The 20188-nt window shown below is 70.8% G+C and carries 16 protein-coding genes and 1 pseudogene; 2 read left to right on the top strand and 15 right to left on the bottom strand.

Annotated elements, in window-relative coordinates; genetic code table 11:
- Positions 1–17: 17 nt before the first annotated feature.
- From ACXJJ3_RS28445 to ACXJJ3_RS28395, 11 genes are all read right to left on the bottom strand, one after another.
- Positions 18–2834 (bottom strand): helix-turn-helix transcriptional regulator, encoded by a 2817-nt coding sequence (locus tag ACXJJ3_RS28445; RefSeq protein WP_458164897.1) that lies wholly within the window; start codon positions 2832–2834, stop codon positions 18–20.
- Between the two features lie 62 nt (positions 2835–2896).
- Complete coding sequence (locus ACXJJ3_RS28440) at positions 2897–3604, bottom strand: dienelactone hydrolase family protein (RefSeq protein ID WP_458164896.1); 708 nt, start codon at positions 3602–3604, stop codon at positions 2897–2899.
- Between the two features lie 35 nt (positions 3605–3639).
- Positions 3640–4086: a GNAT family N-acetyltransferase gene (locus tag ACXJJ3_RS28435; RefSeq protein WP_458164895.1), complete on the bottom strand. Its 447-nt coding sequence runs from the start codon at positions 4084–4086 to the stop codon at positions 3640–3642.
- The gene (gene tsaD, locus ACXJJ3_RS28430) at positions 4083–5132 is read right to left on the bottom strand and encodes a tRNA (adenosine(37)-N6)-threonylcarbamoyltransferase complex transferase subunit TsaD (protein ID WP_458164894.1); all 1050 of its coding nucleotides are present in this window, start codon (positions 5130–5132) and stop codon (positions 4083–4085) included. The genes ACXJJ3_RS28435 and tsaD overlap by 4 nt, the downstream gene beginning before the upstream one ends.
- Complete coding sequence (locus tag ACXJJ3_RS28425) at positions 5129–5578, bottom strand: GNAT family N-acetyltransferase (RefSeq protein WP_458164893.1); 450 nt, start codon at positions 5576–5578, stop codon at positions 5129–5131. Before ACXJJ3_RS28425 ends, tsaD begins: the two co-directional genes overlap by 4 nt.
- Entirely contained in the window at positions 5575–6234 is a 660-nt protein-coding gene (tsaB, locus tag ACXJJ3_RS28420; RefSeq protein ID WP_458164892.1) for a tRNA (adenosine(37)-N6)-threonylcarbamoyltransferase complex dimerization subunit type 1 TsaB, read from the bottom strand. Before tsaB ends, ACXJJ3_RS28425 begins: the two co-directional genes overlap by 4 nt.
- 5 nt (positions 6235–6239) lie before the next feature.
- On the bottom strand, positions 6240–7157 hold the full coding sequence (gene tsaE / locus ACXJJ3_RS28415; protein ID WP_458164891.1) for a tRNA (adenosine(37)-N6)-threonylcarbamoyltransferase complex ATPase subunit type 1 TsaE: 918 nt from the start codon (positions 7155–7157) through the stop codon (positions 6240–6242).
- Between the two features lie 21 nt (positions 7158–7178).
- Positions 7179–8297, bottom strand: a complete 1119-nt coding sequence (locus tag ACXJJ3_RS28410; protein WP_458164890.1) for an alpha/beta fold hydrolase — start codon at positions 8295–8297, stop codon at positions 7179–7181.
- A gap of 6 nt (positions 8298–8303) precedes the next feature.
- Positions 8304–9482 (bottom strand): alanine racemase, encoded by a 1179-nt coding sequence (alr, locus tag ACXJJ3_RS28405; protein ID WP_458164889.1) that lies wholly within the window; start codon positions 9480–9482, stop codon positions 8304–8306.
- 109 nt (positions 9483–9591) lie between these two features.
- Positions 9592–10233: an HAD family hydrolase gene (locus ACXJJ3_RS28400; RefSeq protein WP_458164888.1), complete on the bottom strand. Its 642-nt coding sequence runs from the start codon at positions 10231–10233 to the stop codon at positions 9592–9594.
- 136 nt (positions 10234–10369) lie between these two features.
- Positions 10370–11149 carry a GH12 family glycosyl hydrolase domain-containing protein gene (locus ACXJJ3_RS28395; protein WP_458164887.1) on the bottom strand — a complete coding sequence of 260 codons (780 nt, stop codon included), beginning with the start codon at positions 11147–11149 and terminating at the stop codon, positions 10370–10372.
- Between the two features lie 79 nt (positions 11150–11228).
- Between ACXJJ3_RS28395 and ACXJJ3_RS28390 the strand changes: the two genes are divergently transcribed.
- Positions 11229–12002, top strand: a complete 774-nt coding sequence (locus ACXJJ3_RS28390) for an META domain-containing protein (RefSeq protein WP_458164886.1) — start codon at positions 11229–11231, stop codon at positions 12000–12002.
- A gap of 5 nt (positions 12003–12007) precedes the next feature.
- On the top strand, positions 12008–12484 hold the full coding sequence (locus tag ACXJJ3_RS28385) for a hypothetical protein (RefSeq protein WP_458164885.1): 477 nt from the start codon (positions 12008–12010) through the stop codon (positions 12482–12484).
- Here ACXJJ3_RS28385 and ACXJJ3_RS28380 read toward each other — a convergent pair.
- From ACXJJ3_RS28380 to ACXJJ3_RS28365, 4 genes and pseudogenes are all read right to left on the bottom strand, one after another.
- On the bottom strand, positions 12433–15399 hold the full coding sequence (locus tag ACXJJ3_RS28380) for a PIG-L family deacetylase (protein WP_458164884.1): 2967 nt from the start codon (positions 15397–15399) through the stop codon (positions 12433–12435). The genes ACXJJ3_RS28385 and ACXJJ3_RS28380 overlap by 52 nt on opposite strands.
- Before the next feature lie 95 nt (positions 15400–15494).
- A complete protein-coding gene (locus ACXJJ3_RS28375) occupies positions 15495–16913 on the bottom strand; it encodes an NAD(P)H-hydrate dehydratase (protein ID WP_458164883.1) in 1419 nt (472 codons plus the stop codon).
- Positions 16914–16936: 23 nt separating this feature from the next.
- A complete protein-coding gene (locus tag ACXJJ3_RS28370; RefSeq protein ID WP_458164882.1) occupies positions 16937–17287 on the bottom strand; it encodes a holo-ACP synthase in 351 nt (116 codons plus the stop codon).
- A gap of 893 nt (positions 17288–18180) precedes the next feature.
- Positions 18181–19426: pseudogene (locus ACXJJ3_RS28365) on the bottom strand (IS256 family transposase).
- Positions 19427–20188: the final 762 nt, after the last annotated feature.

Raw genomic sequence — 20188 nt, 5'->3', positions numbered from 1 at the left:
ACCGCACCAATCTGGAGTTACAGCCCGCCGTCCCGGACCACTGCCGCGATCTCGTGGCGGGAGGTCAGCCCGAGCTTGCGCAGTGCCGACGAGAGCTGCGAAGAAACCGTGTGCGGCGAGCGGAACAGTGCCTCGGCGACCTCGCGGTTCGACAGACCGTCGGCGACCAGGCGGACGACCTCGAGCTCGCGCGGCGACAGCTGGTCGCCGTACCCCTTCCGGCCGCCCCACCACGGGCGGCTGCGTTTGACGCCGTGCTCGGTCAGCACCTGGAGGACCCGCGTCGCGTCGGCCCGCGCACCCAACGCGGCGAGTCCGTCGAACGTGCTGGTCAGGAGGGCGACCGCAGCCTTGGTCCGGCCGGCGGCGAGATCGCATCGGGCGGCCTGTTCGTGGGCGAGCAGAGCGGCGTACGGACGGGGCAGCTGTTCCCAGGCGCGCGCCGCGGCACGGAACGTCGTACGGGCGCGGTCGAGGTCGCCGGAGGCCGCCGCGACCAGCGCCGTACAGGTGGTGACGGCGGCCGGCAGGCTGAGCGCGCCGCGGGCCGGAAGGCCACGCTCGAAGGCGGTGGTCAGGTCGGCGGCGTCGTCGAGACGCCCGGCGGCGGCCAGGGCGGCGACCCGGACCGGTACCAGTTCGGTCGCCCACAACCAGGACTGTTTGGCGTGGATGATCTCCATCGCACGGTCGGTGCGCTCGATCGCCTCGCCGGCCCGGCCGTCGGCGAGCGGGCCGATCGCGGCCAGCGCGGAGACCTCCGCGGTCAGCGAGGTCGGCGCGAACTTCCAGATCTCCCGGGTCGCGTCGTCCAGTCCGGTCAGTTCGTGACCGGCCGCGTGGCCGAGCCACAACGCGACCAGCTCGGCCTCGACGCGGGTGTTCGCCGGGATGTCCTCGTTGCCCGCCAGCGCCGCGGCCCGCTCGGCCAGCCCGTCCCACGCGCCGGTGTGCCAGTCGAGCCGGACGTGGTTCAGCTGGATCAGGTCGGTCATCCGGACGTACCCGCGGCCGGCGGCCAGCTCGGTCGCGCGGTCCAGCATCGCGCGCGCCTCGGCGTACCGTCCCCAGAGCAGCGCCACGTCGCTCAGGTTGATGTTGCCGCGGGCAAGGTCGTCGCGCTGCCGCGGATCGGTCACCTCGGCCGGGAACCGGTCGAGCTGGTCCCATCCGGCCGGTTCGCCGAGCCCGAGCAGGCCGACCGTGTGATCGACCAGGAACCGGGTGCCCTCGGCCGGATCGTCCAGGTTCGCGAGTTCGCTGGCCCGGTGCAGCCAGCCGAGGTGCCGCGACGCCGGCCACGCCGTGCCATGCGGTACGCCGAGCATCAGCATCGCCCGCATCGACGTGGTCCGGTCACCGGCCAGATCCGGTACGGCGATCTCCAGCTCGTGCCGCGATCCGGCGAAGTCCCCGGAGTTGCTCAACGCCCGCGCCAACTGGAACCGCAGCATCCCGGCCGCAGCACCGCAGCCGGCCCCGAGGGCCTCCCGCAGCCTCGCGATCAAGGCGTCGTACCGCTGCTCGCCGACGACGGCGCTGTACGTGATCTTCGCCGCGATCCGCGCCAGGCCGGCGCCGTCGAGCCCGGCTCCGAGCGCGAGGTCGAACAGGTACCCGACGGACGTGGTCTCGTCGCCGGCCGCCAGCGCCGCGTCGGCCGCCTCCTCGGCGTACCGGCGCCAGCGCGGCAGTTCACCCGCCGCCTTGAAGTGCTCGGCCAACTGCGCGGCCCGGCCTCGTGGCTCCAGCAACTCCCCAGCCGACCGGTGCGCGAGCCGCCGTTCGTGCGCCGGGATCTCGTCGTACACGGCCTGCCGGACAAGCGCATGCCGGAACGCGACACCGGACCCACGTTCCTCCAGCAGCTGTACGGCGAGGCCGTCGGACACACCGTCGGACACCGGCCGCGGCGCGAGCCCGGTGATCGCGACCAGGCCGTCCACGTCGACCGGCTCGCCGACGACCGCCACGGCCCGCAGTACCGTCTGCGCCGGCCGGTCGAGATGCGCGAGCCGTTCGAGGACGCCGTCGCGGATCCGGGCCGGGACGGTGATCTGGTCGAGGTGCCGCCGTACCCAGGCACCGTCGCGGTGGGTCAGGTCGGCGCGGGCGTGCAGCAACCGGACGGTCTCCTCCAGCGCCAGCGGTACGCCGTCGGTCCGGGTCTGCAGGAAGTCCGCGAACGCTGCGGAGACGGGCGGCTCGGCGAGCATCGACGACACCATCGTCGCGGTCTCGTCGACCGACAACCCGTCCAGGCGGACCTTGACCGCGCCGGGTACCACCCGCAGCCGCGGTACGTCGGGAGTCCGGCACGTGATCACCATGGACAACGCCGACGCCGGACGGGTCTGCAGGTAGAGCAGCAGGTCGACGGTCGCCGGATCGGCCCACTGCGCGTCCTCGACGACCAGCAGCGAGATCCCGAGCGCGTCGATCAGCTCGCCGAGCGCGCGGAACAACCGGTGCCGCGCGGCCGCCGGATCGTCGAGCGGCTCCGGGCTCGGCGGCAGATGCCCGATCCATTCCGGGAACACCGAGCGCAACGCCCCTGTCAACGGACTCAACGACAGCAGCCGTACGTCGTCGACGGCGGCCCGGAGCGCGTCCACGACCGCGGCCAACGTGAACGGCTGACTGTACGGCGGGCAACTGACCGGCAGCGTCGTACCGCCGACGTCCCGCAGGACCTCCTGGACCAGCCGGGTCTTGCCGATCCCGGCGTCACCCTCGACCAGAACCACGACCGGGGCGCGCCCGAGGGCGTCCCGGAGCGTCGTCAGCTCACGGTCCCGGCCGACGAATCGCGGCGCCAGAATGCCGGTGCCCACGGCACACCACCTCCCGCACGGAGTCGGCGCAGCCTAACAAGCAGCGCGTGCGGGCGCCTGTCCTAGCGCGTGGCTGCCCGGAACCGCTCCTTCACCGGTAGGCGGAAGCGGGTCGTCGCGATCTCGGCTACCGCCGGCAGCACGTGGTTCCCGGCTGCGGGCAGGTGTTCGTCGGAGCCGGTAGCTTTGCCGCGGACGAAGTCGGCGACGATCCGGTTCCAGTCCTTCGGGCGCTTCAGCATCGCGTGGCCTTCGCCGGCCAGCGTGTACGTCGTGACCTCGACGCCGGTCGCCCGCAGCCGCGCCGCGTACGACGCGGTGCCGGCCGGGTCGGTCATCGTGTCGTCGGTGCCGTGGGCGAACGTGACGGGTGGACGGAGCTGGACGAGTGGCTCGTCGGGTGGGAGCCACGGGGCGAGGGCGAGGACGCCGGCCACCCGGGGATGGTCGCCGACGGCAACGACCGCGCGGCCGCCCATCGAGTGGCCGATCAGCAGGACCCGGTCGACCGGCAGCTCGTCGAGGACGGCGCGCAGGTCGGTGGCCGGGTCGCCGTGGTCGTTCCAGCCGCGGAAGCGGTAGCGGGCGAAGCCGATCGCGGCGTCCGGCGCGGCCTTCCGTGCGGCCGCGGCGAACGGCCACATCCGGAGCAGCGCCGGGCGCCACAGGTGCGGGTCGGCGTACGAGTGCTCCTCGCCACCGTGTGCCAGGAGCACCAGCTCGGTCGCCTCCGTGGGGTGCCGGACCAGGTCGGCACCCGGATGTCTCACGGCCTGGTGTACACCTCGGTCGGCACCCGGACGGGTCACGGCTGTGCGTACAGCTCGGCCGGGTCCTTGCGGATCGCCATCATCCGGCCGGGCGGCGTCTCGGTGAAGCCGTACGAGCGGTAGAGCTCGTGCGCGTCGGCGGTCGCCAGCAGGACCTGCCGCAGCCCCTTCAGGTCCGGGTGCTCCAGCAGCGTCGACACGACGAACCGGCCGAGCCCGTGGCCGCGGTGCGACTCCAGCACGAACACGTCGGCCAGCCACGCGAACGTGGCCCGGTCCGTCACCATCCGCGCGTACCCGACCATCGCGCCGGTCGCGTCGTACACGCCGAGGTTCAGCGAACCCGCGATCGCCCGCTCCACCACGTCCCGCGGGACGCCGGTCGCCCAGTACGACGTACTCAGGAAACCCTGGACGACCGCGGGGTCGATGCGTTCGGCGTCGTCGTCGGCTTCGAAGCCGTCCGGCCCGGTCCACTTCATCGGTTCAGTACCTCCGTGATCGGCATCGAGGAGTCGGCGGGAAGGTCCAGCGGCGACGGCGTCCGCCCGGCCCGGACCAGTTCCGAGCCGAGGGCGGCGACCATCGCGCCGTTGTCCGTGCACAGGCCCGGGCGCGGCACCCGGACGGTGATCCCGGCCGCGGCCGCGCGTTCTTCGGCCATCGCCCGGAGCCGCGAGTTCGCCGCGACGCCGCCGCCGATCAGCAGGTGCTCGAACCCGCGGTCCTTGCAGGCGTCGATCGCCTTCCGGGTCAGTACGTCGCAGACCGCCTCCTGGAAGGCCGCCGCGACGTCGTTCACCGGGACGTTCTCGCCGTCGCGGCGCTTAGCCTCGACCCAGCGCGCGACCGCGGTCTTCAGCCCGGAGAACGAGAAGTCGAACCGGTGCCGTTCGAGGTCACGCTGCGAGGTCAGCCCGCGCGGAAACGTTACGTACAGCCGGTCCCCGTCACGCGCCGCCTTGTCGATCCACGGGCCGCCAGGGAACGGCAGCCCGAGCACCCGCGCGACCTTGTCGAACGCCTCGCCGGCCGCGTCGTCGATCGTGCTGCCCATCGGGACGACGCCGTCGGTGATGTCCTCGACCGCCAGCAGTGACGAGTGGCCGCCGGACACCAGCATCGCGACACAGCCCTTCGGCAGGTCGCCGTGCTCCAGGGTGTCGACCGCTACGTGCGCGGCGAGGTGGTTCACGCCGTAGATCGGCTTGTCCAGCGAGAGCGCGAGGCCTTTCGCGGCGGCGACGCCGACCAGCAGCGCACCGGCCAGACCCGGGCCGCTGGTGACGGCGACCGCGTCCACGTCGGCCGGCTTGATCCCGGCGGTCTCGCACGCGCGCCGGATCGTCGGCACCATCGCCTCGAGGTGCGCACGGCTGGCCACCTCGGGTACGACGCCGCCGAACCGGGCGTGCTCCTCGACACTCGACGCGACCGCGTCCGCGAGCAACGTCTGCCCGCGCACGATCCCGACCCCGGTCTCGTCGCACGACGTCTCGATCCCCAAGATCAAGGGCTCTTCGCTCATGATTCCTCCCGCCACCGCATGATCACCGCGTCCTCGCCACCCGCGTAGTACCCACGCCGCCGGCTGATCTCCACGAACCCGAACCCGGCGTACAACCCGATCGCCGATTCGTTGCCCGCAGCAACCTCCAGCAGGACCGTCCGGCCCGCGCACCGTTCCAGCGCGATCGTCAGCAGCTGCCCGCCGACGCCCGTCCGCCGCTGATCCGGCGCCACCGCGATCCGCAGCACCTCGACCACGTCCTCGGCCACCGGCGGCAGCAGCAGTACGACGTACCCGACGATCGCGCCGTCGTCCGCGACCAGCACCACCCGGTCCTCGGTCAGCCGGTCGAACTCGTCCGCCCACGCCACCTCGCTCCAGGAGCTCGTCCCGAAGCAGACCGCGTCCAGCGCCACCAGCGCCGGCACGTCCGCGGCGACGGCCGCCCGGATCGCAGGTCTCACAGCACGCTCTTCGGCCCGTTGGACATCGTCACGTCGGGCCGCCGCAGGTACAGCGGCTCCGGCGCCACGACCTCCAGCGTCCGCGTCGCCACCCCGGTGGCCAGGACCTCGGCCGACGGGTACTCCACGACGTCCTCGACCGGTACGCCGAGCACCTCGCCGTACAGCACTGCGCCGCGCCCGATCACCGGCAACCCGGCCAGCACATGCGCGACCTCGGCCGGCTTGTCCACCGCGGGGCCTTCCAACCGCCGACGGCTCCCGTCCGCGGCCGGCCCGTCGTACAGCGCCCAGTAGATCTCCTTGCGCCGCGCGTCCGTGGCGACCGCGACCGGCAACGTCAACGACGACTGGCGCGCGAGAACGTCCAGGCTGCACACCCCCGCAACCTCGATCCCGAGGACTTCGCCCATCGTCCGCGCGGTCACCAGCCCGACCCGCAACCCGGTGAACGGCCCAGGCCCGACACCCACCGCGATCCCGCTCAGGTCGCGCGGCGTCACACCCGCACTCTCCAACGCCGCGGCGATCGCCGGCGCCAGCAATTCCCCATGCCGCAACGCGTCCACCGTCGTCGACGACGCGACAATCTCCCCGTCCGGCGTCGCCAACGCGACGGTCACGGCCGCACTCGAGGTGTCGAAGGCAAGCAACATGTCAGTCAGTGTCCCGTCACTCGTACACCGGATGCCGCCCAGCGCGGGCCTACCGGCGTGATCCGGAGTGCGCGGGTTTCGTCGGTGTCGTCGTCGCCGCGGGTCACCACGATGTCGAGCCGGTCGGCCGCCAGTCCTTCGGCGAGCCCGTGGCCCCACTCGACCACGGTGACCGCGTCCTCCAGGCTCGTGTCCAGGTCGAGGTCGTCAAGCTCGGCGAACCCGCCGACCCGGTACGCGTCGACGTGCACCAGCGCCGGACCGTCCGCCAGCGACGGATGCACCCGCGAGATCACGAACGTCGGCGAGGTGATCGCGCCCCGCACCTTCAGCCCCACGCCGAGCCCCTGGGTGAACGTGGTCTTCCCGGCCCCGAGATCACCCGACAGCACGAGGACGTCGCCCGCGCGCAGCTGCCCCGCCAGCTCCTCGCCGATCGCCTGCATGTCGTCCGCGGTCGGCACCGTCAGCTCGAGCGGCATCGCCTTCGCGTAGATCAGGTTGTGCGCCTGCCGATCGACGACGGAGTACCCACGACGCCGCCAGAACTCCACCGTGTCCGGCAGCTCCACGCGCGCGATCAGGTTCACCCGGCTCAGACCCCGCCGGACGGCGACCTCCTCGGCGCAGCCGACCATCGCGGACGCGACCCCGCGGGACTGGTTGCGCGGATCGACCGAGACACGGCGCAGGTTCAGGATGTCGCCGGCCTGCTCGAACAGCATCGCGCCCGCCGGGACGCCGTCGGTCAGCACCAGCAGCCCGCCGTGCTGCTCGATCGCCGCGGTCACCGTCGCGACGTTCTCGGACAGCTGGGTCGACGGCGGGTCCAGCACCCGGCGCGCGGCGAACGCGTGGTGGATCACCGCGACGATCGCCTCGGCGTGCTCGGGGGTCGCGTCCACGACGCGCAGATCGGTCATCTCGGGCTCATCTCGCAGTGTTCAGGAGGGTGCCAGGGACTGTTCGGCTCGCTCGATCATCCCAAGCAGCGCCGCGGTGAACTCACGGTGGTGCTCGATCAGCCCGAGGTGCCCGCAGTTCTGCACCTCGACCAGCTCGGCGCCGGGCACCCGGCGGACGATCTCCTCGGCGTGCGAGAACGGCGTCAGCTGGTCCTTGTCGCCGCCGATCACCACGCACTCGACCTTCTGCAGCGGCTCCAGGGCGTCGTACTTGTCGTGCAGCGCGAAGATCGGGTAGAAGTCCGCGATCACCTCGATCGGCGTCGCCGCGATCATCTCGTTCGCGAACTCGGTGAACGCCGGCGGCACCTCGGAGCCGAACGCGTACTTGCGGGTCAGCAGGTAGATCAGGTCCGACCCGGCCTTCCGGCTGCGCTCGACGATCTCCGGGATCCGGGCCAGCGCGGCCACGGTCGGGTTCGCCAGCGACCGCGCGAGCATGCCGGCCTTGCCCGGGAACACGATCGGCACCTGGTCCAGCCGGCCCGCGCTGGTCGAGCACAGCCCGACGCCGATCACCCGGTCCCCGAACAGCTCCGGGTGCTGCTCGGCGAGCGCCATGATCGTCATGCCGCCCATCGAGTGCCCGATCAGGATCACCGGCCCGGTCGGCGCGAACCGCTCGACGATCCCGAACAGGTCCTTGCCGAGCTGGTCGATGCTGACGCCTTCCTTCGGCGACCGCCCGGACCGGCCGTGCGAGCGCTGGTCGTAGAACACCATCGTGCCGATCCCGGCCATGTCGCGGCGCTCGAAGTGCCAGAGGTCCAGGTTCAGCCCGTAGCCGTGGATGAAGATGACCGTCAGGTCCTCCGGCGGCAGCGGCAGCTTGCGGCCGAGTTTCCGCTTCGGCGGCGGGGCCGGGCGGCGGGAGCGCTTCAGCTCGTCGACCTCGACGTACAGCTCGACGCCGTCGTCGGCGGTGAAGACGTACGGCGTCCCGCGCTGGGTGCCGAACGGCTCCGCCTCCAGCTGCTTGCGCTGACCCGACCGCCGGCCGATCACCTGACGCTCGACCGCGACCCCGGCCGCGGCACCTGCGGCCAGCACTCCGACCGCGGCCCCGATCAGACCGGCAGTCCGTCCTGCTTTGGACATGCCGACCTACCTTTCGACTGGGGCGGTGGGGCGGGGAAGGTGTTGAGCACTGTCGACGTACCTGCGCGGGATCCGGGCGCCCAGGCGGGTGACGATCTCGTAGTTGATGGTCCCGGCCGCGTCGGCCCAGTCGTCCGCGGTCGGCTCGCCCGACGTACCGGGGCCGAAGAGCACGACGTCGTCACCGGCCGCGGCCTGGTCGTCCTCGAGGTTCACCACGCACTGGTCCATGCAGATCCGGCCGACGATCGCGCGACGGTGGCCACCGACCTGCACGGGTCCGCCGTTCGAGGCGTGCCGTGGCAGCCCGTCGCCGTACCCGAGTGGGACGAGGCCGAGTGTCGACGGCCGCGGCGCGGTCCAGGTCAGCCCGTACGAGACCCCCGCGCCGGCCGGCACCCGCTTCACCATCGCGAGCCGCGCCCGCAACGTCATCGCCGGCCGCAGCCCGAGCTCCGCCGACGGCAGCGCATGCCCGAACGGCGAGAGCCCGTACGTCGCGACGCCTGGCCGGACCAGGTCGAAGTGCGTCTCGGGCAGCGCGAGCGTGGCGCCCGAGTTCGCCAGGTGCTTGAACTCGGCGTCGATCCCGAACGACTCCGCCACCTCGATCGCCTCGGTGAACGTGGCCAGCTGCGTCTCGTTGACCGCGCTCTTCGGCTCGTCCGAGGACGCCAGGTGCGACCAGATGCCCTTGATCTCGATCCGCCCGGCCGCCTGCTCGCGGACCGCGGCGCGGATCAGCGCCGGCCACTCCTCCGGCACGGCGCCGCCGCGCGACATCCCGGTGTCGATCTTCAGATGCACCCGCGCCGGCCGGTCCTGCACCGCGGCCGCCAGCTCGTCGATCTCCCACGGCGCCCCCGCGGACAGATCGATCCCGGCCGTGACCGCGTCGGCCAGCGGCTCGCCCGGCGTGGTCAGCCAGCAGAAGATCGGCCCGGTGTCACCGGCCGCCCGCAGCCCGAGCGCCTCCTCGAGCACCGCGGCGCCGATCCAGTCCGCCCCCGCCTCCCGCGCGGCCCGCGCCACCGGCACCATCCCGTGCCCGTAGCCGTCGGCCTTCACCACGGCCATCAACTGCGCGCCCGGCGCCCGCTCACGCAGCGTACGCACGTTGTGGCGGATCGCCGCCAGATCGACGACCGCCTCAGCGCGGACCGGGTGTGACTGAACAGTAGACATGGTCGGACCAGGGTATGCCGCCCAGTCCCACGCCGTCGCGAGCAGGTGCGGCGAGGCGCCGTGCCGAGTGCCGCGCAGTAGGCGTGAGACTGGGCGGCATACCCTCGTCTCAGGCTCCGTCGATGAGGGCGGGCAGGGCGGTCATGCTGTGGAAAACCGTGTCCGCATCGACAAGTTTCGCGGGGTCGGTCATGCCGGCGTACCCGAAGACCTTCATACCGGCGGCGACCGCGGCGGCGACGCCGAGCGGGCTGTCCTCGACCACCAGACAGTCGGCCGGCTTCACGTCCATCGTCGCGGCCGCGTGCAGGAACAGGTCCGGCGCGGGCTTGCCGTGCGCGACGTCCTCGGCGCTGAAGATCCGCCCCTCGAACCGGCTCAGGAAGCCGACCGCGGTGAGCGCCGTACGGATGCGTCGATGGGTGCCGGACGACGCCAGGCAGTACGTGATGCCGCGCGCGTCCAGGTGGTCGAGGACCGCCTCCACACCCGGCACCGCCTGCAGGTGCGCGAATCCCTCGAACAGCCGCTGGTGGTACCGGTCCTCGAGATCCGCCGGCAACGGCCGCCCGAGCTGCGCCTCGGTCTTCTGCCGCATCGACGCCATCGACCCGCCCATGAAGTCCCGCACCGTCTCCTCGAACGTGTACGGCAACCCGGCCTCGGTCAGCAACTCGGAAAGAATCGTGTTCGCCAGCCGCTCCGAATCCACCAGCACACCGTCGTTGTCGAAAATCACCAGTCCGGTCACACCGGAACCCTAAGCGGCCCCACTCCGCACTGCCGCACGCGAGGGGATATCCCCTCGCGTTGCCGGTTGTCCGATGGTGTGAGAGGGGAGAACCAGCAACGGCAGGGGATATCCCCTCGGGTGATCGGGGGCGGGGTCAGCTGTGCTGGATGGCGAAGTCGGTGAAGGTGAAGCGTTGGGTGGTGCCGGCGGTGGAGACGATCTCGACGCCGTAGTCGACCTGCCAGGTGGTGGGTTTCGGGGCCCAGCCGCGGCGGGTCAGGTCCTTGAAGAACTCGCCGAGCGGCATCGTCCCGGACTTCTGCGTCACCTGCGACACGTACGCCGTGTACCCGTCCTGGTGCCACACGTCGTACGTGAACCCGCCGATGCCGACCGTCCCGACCTTGTCGCCGCCGGGGGTCTGCCCCTTGTTCTCGGTCCAGATCATCAGCTCGTTGTTCAGCCCGTCCCCGATCCACACGTCGAACGCGACGTCGTACACACACTTCGCGCAGTCCGCCGGCGTCGTCGCGCCGAACCTCGCCGACTTGATCGTGGACAGCGGTACGTCGTCGTAGTCCTTGTGCACGTTCGGGTACGCCTGTACGCCGTTGTCGCCCGGCTTCGGCTGCGTGACGTCCTCGTACCAGGTGTCGTAGTTGCAGACCGACATCGTGTACACACCGTCGTGGTTGTTCCACATGTTGTTGTGTACGTAGTACGGCCCGAAGTCCTGGCCGGCGCCCTGGTTGTCGCGCGCCGTGGTGACGAACGACGGATGCGGACAGCTGCTGCTCGGCCCGGTCGCGGCGGTCGCGGTCTCGACCGGCGAGTGCCGGTTCGCCCGGACGATCGGCACCGCGACGAGTACGCCGACCACCAGTACGGCGACCCCGGCGAGCAGCAGACGACGACGTGGAACTCGGACAGCCATGGCTTCCCCCCAAGAACTTTCCCCGAAGAAACCATGCCTCGAACTGCAACGCGAACGCCAGCACCGGCGTCCTGCAGGTGTGAACAAACGGATGATCGCGCTCGCCGCGACCGGCCTGCTCGCGCTGACCGCCTGCGGCAACGACGCCACGCCCACGCCCGGCTCCGGCCTGAGCGGCCGGACGTTCCTGTCCACATCCGTGCTCGAGAACGGCAAGCCCCGGACCCCGGCCACCAAGGTCCGGCTGCAGTTCACCACCGACGGCCGCCTGTCGTGGGACGCCGGCTGCAACTCCTCCGAGACCTCGGTGACGACGGCCGACAACCACCTGGTCCTCGGCAGCCAGATCACGTCGACGGCGATGGGCTGCCTCGGCCCCGCGGCCGGCGCCGACCAGTGGATCGGCGGTGTCCTCACCGCGAAGCCGACCTGGAAGCTCGACGGCGACAAGCTCGTCGTCAGCACGGCCAGTACGACGATCTCGCTCGTCGACAAGCAGACCGCCGAGCCCGCCGCCGCGCTGGACGGCACGAAGTGGCAGCTGTCCACGATCGTCTCCGGCCAGACCGCGTCTCATCCGGCCGGGTCCGAAAAGGCATGGCTGACGCTGAACGGCGATCGCGTCACCGGCTCGACCGGGTGCAACGAGTTCCAGGGCGTGGTCGCGAACGCCACCGGCAAGCTGACCTTCGGCGAGCTGGCCACCACCCGCCGGGCCTGCAAGGGCGACGCCGCGAAGCTGGAATCCCTACTGCTGAACGGTTTGAAGGGCGACCTGGCCTACACGATCGACGGCTCCGTTCTCAGCCTGCGGTCGCCGGGCGGCGGGCTGGACTTCACGGCGCTACGCTGACGTGAGTGAGTGAGGATCGCCACTGGACAGGTCTGGTCATTCGGCCGGACGACTGGTTGGACAAGGACCTGCTGGCCGCGATCGCGCTGGCGACCGGCAGCACCTTCGAGCGGATCGGGGAGTCCGAGCTCGGCATCGTGTTCGCGGCCGGCTCCGAGCAGATCGTCGAGGTCGAGTGCGCCGGTGCCAAGGCGCTCTTCCTGCGGACGACGAGCCGTGCGCGCAGCGCCGCGATCATCGAGAGCATCGGCCGGCACACGCTGACCTGGACCGAGTCGGTACTGCGCAACCAGCTGGACCTGGAGTCCGACCCGTACCTGCTGGTTCCGTTGCTGATGGCAACCGGCGGCGGCGAACCGGAGCCGGGCACCGCGGACCTGCTGCGCCGGGCCGTGGAGCACCCGGACGCAGCGGTCCGCGAGGCAGCCGGTTACGCGATCCGGATGTCGAAGGCCTGGACCTCGTTCTTCGTCGTCTCGTAGGAGACCAGCAGGTGCCCGCGGTCCTTCAGTTGCTGCCGTTGGGCCGCGGTCAACGGGATCGTCCAGTGCTGGATCCCGCGGACCACCTGCTGGGTCGCCTGTTTCACCAGGTGGCCGCTCATGTCCGGTGACCACGGCGGTGTCGCCCCGTCGGTGATCGCGCACGGCGTGAACCCGTAGTCCGGCGCGGGATCCGACGTACACGAGGTCGTCCAGACGGGGATCGCCCCGAGTTCGCCGGAGGTCAGGAACGCCCGGGCGGTGCCGGTGCCCTTCGACGACGTGACGAGTTGTACGGCGTTCCCGTTCAGGCCGGCGTACTGGATCAACAGGTCGTCGGTCGGGACCCGTCCGGAGATCGGTACGCCGTTGCGCGCGGACTGCGCGATCGTCTGCGGCGAGAGGGCTCCATTCAGGTTCGGGTTCGACACGTCCGGCGGAGCAGGCGTGGTCGGACGGCCCGCGGGCGGCGTGTACCCAGGCAGCGTGGCGATCCCCCAGCGGTACGGGTCGGACTGCACCGACCCGAGCGCCGACCAGCCGAGCCGGGTACTCATGTCGATATGCCGCAGCGTCGTCGTCCCAGGCGCCGAGGTGTCGTCATTGTCGTACGGCGTGATGTTCAGCCCAAGATGCGACGGATCGACGGCCGCGGGCAGATCCGCCATCGGGATCTTCACCTCGAGGTCGTACCCACCACCGGCGTACCCGTGCGGCACCGTCGTCTCGTTACTGCCCACCCACTTCGCCGTCGACGCGACCTGCACACCCGGCGCGTTACCGGTATCCAGGGCACCACTCGAATACCCCTGATGGTTATCCGCATCGCGCTCCCAGCACGGCCCGCCACTCTGACTGAACGGGAAAATACCGAGCTTGAACGTGTTCGCAGTGTCCTTCAGGCTCTGCGACGCCGTACCGCGCGGGTCCAGCAGGATCTCCACCGAGTCCGCCTGCCAGTGCCCGACACATTCGGCCGGCGTCACGGCGTACGACTGGTAGTCGTCGCGGATGTGAATGAAGAAGTACAACGCGTCGTCGGACCAGCTCACCTTCGCCGTACTGCCTTCCCCTGTTGCCGAAACGCCGCAGTCGTCGACGCCCGTACAGGTGCCGGCGCCCTGCCAGATCCGCCCGAGATCGAGCGTCGGACCGGTGTACTCACCAGGCGAGGCCACACCGTCCACGGTCGGCGTCGTGTCGGCCTTGGAGATCGTCGTGGTCGGCACCAGCGACAGCGTCAGCACCTCGTTGCCGATGCCTGCCGGCGCGCTGTATGTCGTTGTGATCGGAATCGACACGTTCTGCGTCTGCGGCAACGTCGTGTCGGTGTTGGTCACCTTGAAGGTCACCGTCGTCTCGGCGCCCGCAGCCAGGTTGCTGTACGGCTTCGAGGTCGCGTCGGCGGTGAAGTTCGCCGGCAGGGCGAGGCTGACCGCACCACTCTGCGGCTCGTTCGACCAGTTGTGGACGACGACCGGTAGGTCGATGGTCTTGCCGATCCCCATCGACTGGATCGCCGGCGACCGCCCGAGCCGTGTCGCCTGCGGCGCGGTGTTCGCGAGCCAGTCGTCGTACTCCTTCCAGTTCCCCCAGCGCTGGAACCGGCCCTCGGTCGGCGACACGATCCGCACGAGGTTGTCCGTGTAGCCAGTCTTGCCGTCGGTGCTGTAGAGCGCGGAAACCTTCGCGTTCTGGTTGACCGGAGCAGTCGTGCTCGGGGTGACGGTGAAGGTCACCGTCGTCTCGCGCGTCCCGCTGACCCGGCCGACCGACTGCGGCGCGCTGACCGTCCAGCCGTCGGGCACCGTGAGCGCGACCTTCCCGGGCTTCAGCGCACCCGCGCCGGACCTGAGGTGCAGCGTCGCCTGAAACGGTTCACCGGCGACGTTGTAGAACCGGGAGAACGTCAGGTACTCCAACGTCCCGAGCGGCAGCCCACCCGGATCAGGTTCGGTCGCCCCGAACAGGAGCGCGTCGTCCCGCCCCGCCGCCGGACTGCTGTTCGGCTGGAACGGCACGAACGACTCGGTCATGCCGAACCGCGGACAGGCCGCTGTCGAGACACCCTTGTACATCACCCGGCTCTGCGTCGGGTACGCCGCACGCCCCTCGTCGGACACCTGCTGCCAGATCTTCGACGTACCAGCGAGCTGCCCCTGCGAGTTCCCGGCCGGCCACTTGTACGGCGAGTTGTACCCCGTCCACACACCCGCCACGGTGTCCAGACCGGACGGGGTGAACCCGGTCGTACAGTTCGCGGACGTCGCCGTACCGCCGGTGCCCGCCGTACTGCCGCCGGAGAACACCTTCTTCACCTGCCACGTACTCAGCGCATGCGGACCCTTCAACTGCTCCGGGAACATGTTCGGATCGGCCGCCGCGAGCACGCCCTCCCAGATCAGCCGCCCCGCCTGCTGATGATTGCCATGCCCGGCCGCCAACGTCGGCGTGAAACCGATATACACCTCCGGCTGGGTCTCCCGGATCACCCGCGTGACTCTCCTGAGCGTCTCCTGCTCGTCCCAGAAGTACTGCGTCAACGGCGCACTCTGGTTGTAGAAGAAGTCGACCCGGTCCAGATTGAAGATGTCGATCGTCCCGGACCGGTAGTGCGCAACCCGGTCCTCGTTCTCCCGGCGAAGCCCCAGATCCGGCCCGAGCTCGGTACCGGCCGCGTTCCCGCCACCCTCACCCCGGGTCACCATGATCACACCGCACTTGACGCCATACTGCTGATGCCAGACACCGCACGGCCCAATGAAACTCGTGTCGTCATCGGGATGGGCCCACTCGCCCATCACGTCGATCTTCGTCTTCGCGTCGGCGACGTACTGCTTCGTCTGCTGTGCGTGCGCGGGCACCGGCAGCAGCGCCAGCATTCCAAGAACCAACAACCCCACGATTCGCTTCACGAGCACACTCCAAAGGCGGCGGAGGCACAGGCAACGTTCCAGTCCTACGTCCGCCTCAGTGCGGCCGCAACAGCAGACCGCGTGGCTTGCGCGGATCAGCCGAGGAGTAGTCGAGTGGCCTCGGGGAGTGCACGCGCGATCGACATCGCGGTGATCGGACCCGCCGACGCGGCGAGCGTGCCGGCGGCAGCATGCAGGTACGCCGCGGTGGCCGCGGCCTCGAACTCCGGCAGGCCGCCCGCAAGCATCGCGCCGCAGATACCGGCCAGCACGTCACCGGACCCGGCCGTCGCGAGCCACGGACTCGCGATCGGGTTGACGAACACGCTGCCGTCGGGCGCGGCGACGATCGTGGTGGCACCCTTCAGCAGGACGACGAGCTGCCGCTCCGCAGCCACCTTCCGCGCGAAGTACAGCCGGCGCGCCTCGATCTCCTCCCGCGGTACGCCGATCAACTCCGACAACTCGCCCGCGTGCGGCGTGATCACCACCCGCCCCGCCCGATCGTGATCGAGCGCCGCGATCGCGCCCGCGTCGACGATCACCGGCACGTCCTGCTGCTCGGTGATCCGCCGGAACCGCTCCAGGTCGACGTCATCGGTCGCCGTACCCGAGCCGACGGCCCACGCCTGCACCCGCCCCTCGCCGACGACAACCTCCGGATGGACCGCGAGGACCGCCTGCGCGACCGGGTCCGGACCGACGTACCGAACCATCCCGACCGGCCCCGCCAGCGCCCCGGAGGTGGCGATCACCGCGGCCCCCGGGTACTGCGTCGAGCCGACCATCAGACCGAGCACGCCCCGCGAATACTTGTCGGACTCACCGTGCGGGACCGGATACAGCGCCCGGACATCCGCAGCCTGAAGCGACCGAACGGCGGCCGGTGGCACGTCGAGCCCGATGTCAACAAGATGCACCGCACCGCACGCCGAAGCAGCCGGGTCAACCAGGTGGCACACCTTGTGCGTACCAAACGTGACCGTCAGCGCAGCCCGCACATGCGCCCCAGGCGTCTCCCCACTGTCAACATCCACCCCCGACGGCGTATCCACCGCGACGATCGGCACCCCCGACTCATCAGCGACCCGCACCATCGCCAACGCCCCCTCCCGAAGCCCTGGCCGCCCCCCGATCCCCACAATCCCGTCCAGCACAACATCAGCCGCCGCGACCACACCCTCAGCCCCGCCGACCGCACCTCCGGCGAGGACTTGGCCCCCGGCCGACTCGAGGGCGGCCACTCCGCCCTCATGCGCCTTGGACGACAGCAGCACAGCAGCCACCTGCGCCCCGCGCCGCGCCAGCCGAGCACCGGCGTACAGCGCATCCCCGCCGTTGTCCCCAGAACCGATCAGCAACACCACACGCGCGCCGTACGTCCCACCCAAAAAGTTGCCAACAGCAACCGCAAGCCCGGCCGCCGCGCGCTGCATCAAGCTCCCCTCAGGAAGCCGCGCCATCAACTCCGCCTCGGCCGCCCGAACCTGCTCGACGGTGTGCGCCTCGCGCATGCTCAACCCTCCACGACGACGGATCAGCCTTCCAGGACCACAACCGCCGAGGCGATCCCCGCATCGTGACTCAGCGACAGATGCAAACTCCGCACCCCGAGCTTCGCAGCCTGCGCCGCAACCGTCCCACTGATCTCCAGCCACGGCCGCCCGGTCTCGTCGGTCTGCACCTCAGCATCGTGCCAATGCATCCCCGCCGGCGCCCCCAACGCCTTCGCCAACGCCTCCTTAGCCGCAAACCGAGCCGCCAACGAAGCCGCCGGCTTAACCGCCTCCAACTCCGTGAACACCCGATCCCGCAACCCCGGCGTCCGCTCCAACGTCCGCATAAACCGATCCACGTCGACCACATCAATCCCCACGCCGACGATCATCCCCACACCCTAGCCGCCCCCTCCCCACCAACCCCCGCCCCACCCACCACCCGCCCCACCCCACCCCGCCGTACCCCACACCGCACCTCCCACCCCCACGCTGGCTCCCGCCCGCACTGGGTCCCGCCCCGCACTGGGTCCCGCCCCGCACTGGGTCCCGCCCCGCACTGAGTCCCGCCCCGCCTGGGCCTCGCCCCGCGCCGCACCTCCCACCCGCGCCGCACCTCCCACCCCGCACTGCACCTCCACCCGCACTGCACCTCCGACCCCGCACTGGGGCCTGCCCCGCGCAGCAACTCCCACCCGCGCTACACCTCCCCGCCCCCGGGCCGCACCTCCCACCCGCGCCGCACCTCCCACCCGCGCCGCACCTCCCACCCGCGCCGCACCTCCCACCTGTACTGCACCTCCCACCCCGCACTGGGATCCCGCCCCGCCGCCGCTGGGTACGGCCTCCGCACCCCGCTCACCGCAACAGCTCCGCGGCACCGCACCTACCCCAGCCGCCCCACCCGCACCTCACCCCCGCCGGCCCACCCCCGCCGCGTACGTCCTCGCGCACTCGCACACGGGGGGATATCCGCTGGCATTGCCGCTTCTCCCCCCGAACACCAGGGGAGAACCAGCCACACGAGGAGATATCCCCTCGCGTGGGGACGGCTAGTCGGGACCTCGGGCGGTGGGCGCATGTCCACCGCCTCCGGGTCCCGCGCCCCGCAGCCACACCTCCTCCGCGACGTCCTCCGGCCGCGCACACGAGGGGATATCCGCTGGCGTTGCGGGTTCTCCCCTCGCGTAACCAGGGGAGAACCGTCTACAAGAGCGGATATCCCCCTCGTACGGTCAAGTCCTATGAGGTGGTGTACGACGTTTGGTCCTTCGTCGTTGGCTGGTTAGGCGCTGATCGCGCCGGTGGTGGCGTTCTCCTCGGTGTTGGTGATGAGGGTGAGCCGGCTGCGGTGGAGTGAGTCGAGGCCGAGGTAGCGGCGTCCGTCGGCCCATTCGTCGTGTTGTTCGGCCAGGACGGCGCCGACGAGGCGGATGATCGAGGGCCGGTCGGGGAAGATGCCGACGACGTCGGTGCGGCGGCGGATTTCGCGGTTGAGGCGTTCGTTGGGGTTGTTCGACCAGATCTGCCGCCACACGTCCTTGGGGAACGTCGTGAACGCGAGGATCTCGTCCCGGGCCGCGTCGAGGTGCGCATGTACGTCGGGCAGGGTCTGCTCGACCTGGTCGAGGAGTTTGTCGTACTGCGTGTGCACGGCTGCGGCGTCGATCTGGTCGAACACCGAGTCATTGAGGGTGCAGCATCGCCTTCACCCCGCCCCAGGCGTGTTTGGGACAGGTGGCCATCAGGTTGGCGGTGTAGTGGGTGCGGCAGCGTTGCCAGGACGCGCCGGGCAGGTTGGCGCCGATCGCGTCGACCAGCCCGGCGTGCGCGTCGGAGGTCACTAACGCGACGCCGTTCAGGCCGCGGGCGACGAGGTCTTTGAAGAAGCTGTTCCAGCCGGCTCCGGACTCGGCCGTGGAGGTGGCGACGCCGAGGATCTCGCGGAACCCGTCGACGTTCACGCCGGTGGCGACCATGACCGCGATCTTGATCACCCGCCCACCCTCGCGGACCTTCATCGTCAACGCGTCAGCGGCCAGGAACGTGTACGGGCCCTCGTCCAGCGGCCGTTCCCGGAAATCCCGGACCAGCTCGTCGAGATCCCGGGCCATCACCGACACCTGCGACCGCGAGAGCCCGGTGACGCCCAGCGACTGCACCAGCCGGTCCATCCGCCGCGTCGACACCCCGAGCAGATAACACGTCACCACCACACTGGTCAGCGCCGCCTCGGCGCGCCGGCGCCGCTCCAGCAGCCAGTCCGGGAAGTACGAACCCTCACGCAGCTTCGGGACCGCGACATCCAACGTCCCGACCCGGGTGTCGAGCTCGCGGTGGCGATATCCGTTGCGCGAGTTCACCCTGCCCGGGTCACGAACCCCGTAGGAGGCGCCGCACACGCTGTCGGCATCCGCGGACAGCAACGTGTTGATGAACCCTTCCATCAACTCACGCAACAGATCCGGACTGGCCTGCTCGAGATGCTCGTGCAAGAACTCGGCAGGGTCGATACTTGGCCCAGCGGTCATCGGTTTCCTTCTTCGAGTCGGTTGTGAGAGATCACTCGAAGGATCACCCGATGACCGCGTTCACGTTCCCGCGACCCACCGGGATCTCGCCGTACACCACTCTGCTGGACGCAACTCCTCGTACTCGGAGGCCCGCCAGCGCTCCGCGACCGCGCGGTACGAACCGCTAGCGCAAGCCACGGATGGTGGGCCCACCTCCTGCCCGCACCCCGGACCCACCCGCTCCCGCCCGCCCCACCACTCCTCCGCTGCAGGTCCTCCCGCCCGTGCCGCTCGGCCCTGCCCGGCCCTGGCCGGCCCGCTCGGCCCTGCCCGGCCCCGCCGTACGTCCTCCCGCCCGCGCCCCGGGCCCGCCCCGCCACGCCCGCGTAGTCCTCTCGCCCGTACGCCCGGGGCCTCCCGGGGCCTGCCCGCCGCCACACCCGGCGTACGTCGTCTCGCCCGCACCCCGGGGCCCACCGGCCGCCACAGCCGGCGTATGTCCGCTCGCCCGCGCGCCCTCGGGGCTACTGGCCACCACACCCGGCCGACGTCGTCTCGCCTGCACGCCCCGGGGCCTGCCCGCTGCCACCCCCGGCATCTCGCCTGCACACCCCCGAGCCCGCTGCCACACCCGGCGTATGGCGTCTCTCCTGCGGATGTGGGTCCGCCTGGCCACCTCGGCTGCGTGGGTCGGCTCGTTCGCGTGTGCGAGGGGATATCCCTTGGTGTTGCTGGTTCTTGTCTCACATGGGAGGGAGAACCAGCCGCTTGAGGGGAGGT

Source organism: Kribbella sp. WER1, from assembly GCF_054189145.1.
The sequence above is the reverse complement of the archived record's forward strand: the minus strand, read 5'-3'. Positions and strand labels throughout refer to the sequence as shown.

Coding starts and splice junctions, on each gene's coding strand:
- ACXJJ3_RS28435 (WP_458164895.1), bottom strand. CDS start 4,086: ATGAAGTGGACCGGGCCGGACGGCTTCGAAGCCGACGACGACGCCGAA.
- tsaD (WP_458164894.1), bottom strand. CDS start 5,132: ATGAGCGAAGAGCCCTTGATCTTGGGGATCGAGACGTCGTGCGACGAG.
- tsaB (WP_458164892.1), bottom strand. CDS start 6,234: ATGTTGCTTGCCTTCGACACCTCGAGTGCGGCCGTGACCGTCGCGTTG.
- tsaE (WP_458164891.1), bottom strand. CDS start 7,157: ATGACCGATCTGCGCGTCGTGGACGCGACCCCCGAGCACGCCGAGGCG.
- ACXJJ3_RS28410 (WP_458164890.1), bottom strand. CDS start 8,297: ATGTCCAAAGCAGGACGGACTGCCGGTCTGATCGGGGCCGCGGTCGGA.
- alr (WP_458164889.1), bottom strand. CDS start 9,482: ATGTCTACTGTTCAGTCACACCCGGTCCGCGCTGAGGCGGTCGTCGAT.
- ACXJJ3_RS28395 (WP_458164887.1), bottom strand. CDS start 11,149: ATGGCTGTCCGAGTTCCACGTCGTCGTCTGCTGCTCGCCGGGGTCGCC.
- ACXJJ3_RS28375 (WP_458164883.1), bottom strand. CDS start 16,913: ATGCGCGAGGCGCACACCGTCGAGCAGGTTCGGGCGGCCGAGGCGGAG.
- ACXJJ3_RS28370 (WP_458164882.1), bottom strand. CDS start 17,287: ATGATCGTCGGCGTGGGGATTGATGTGGTCGACGTGGATCGGTTTATG.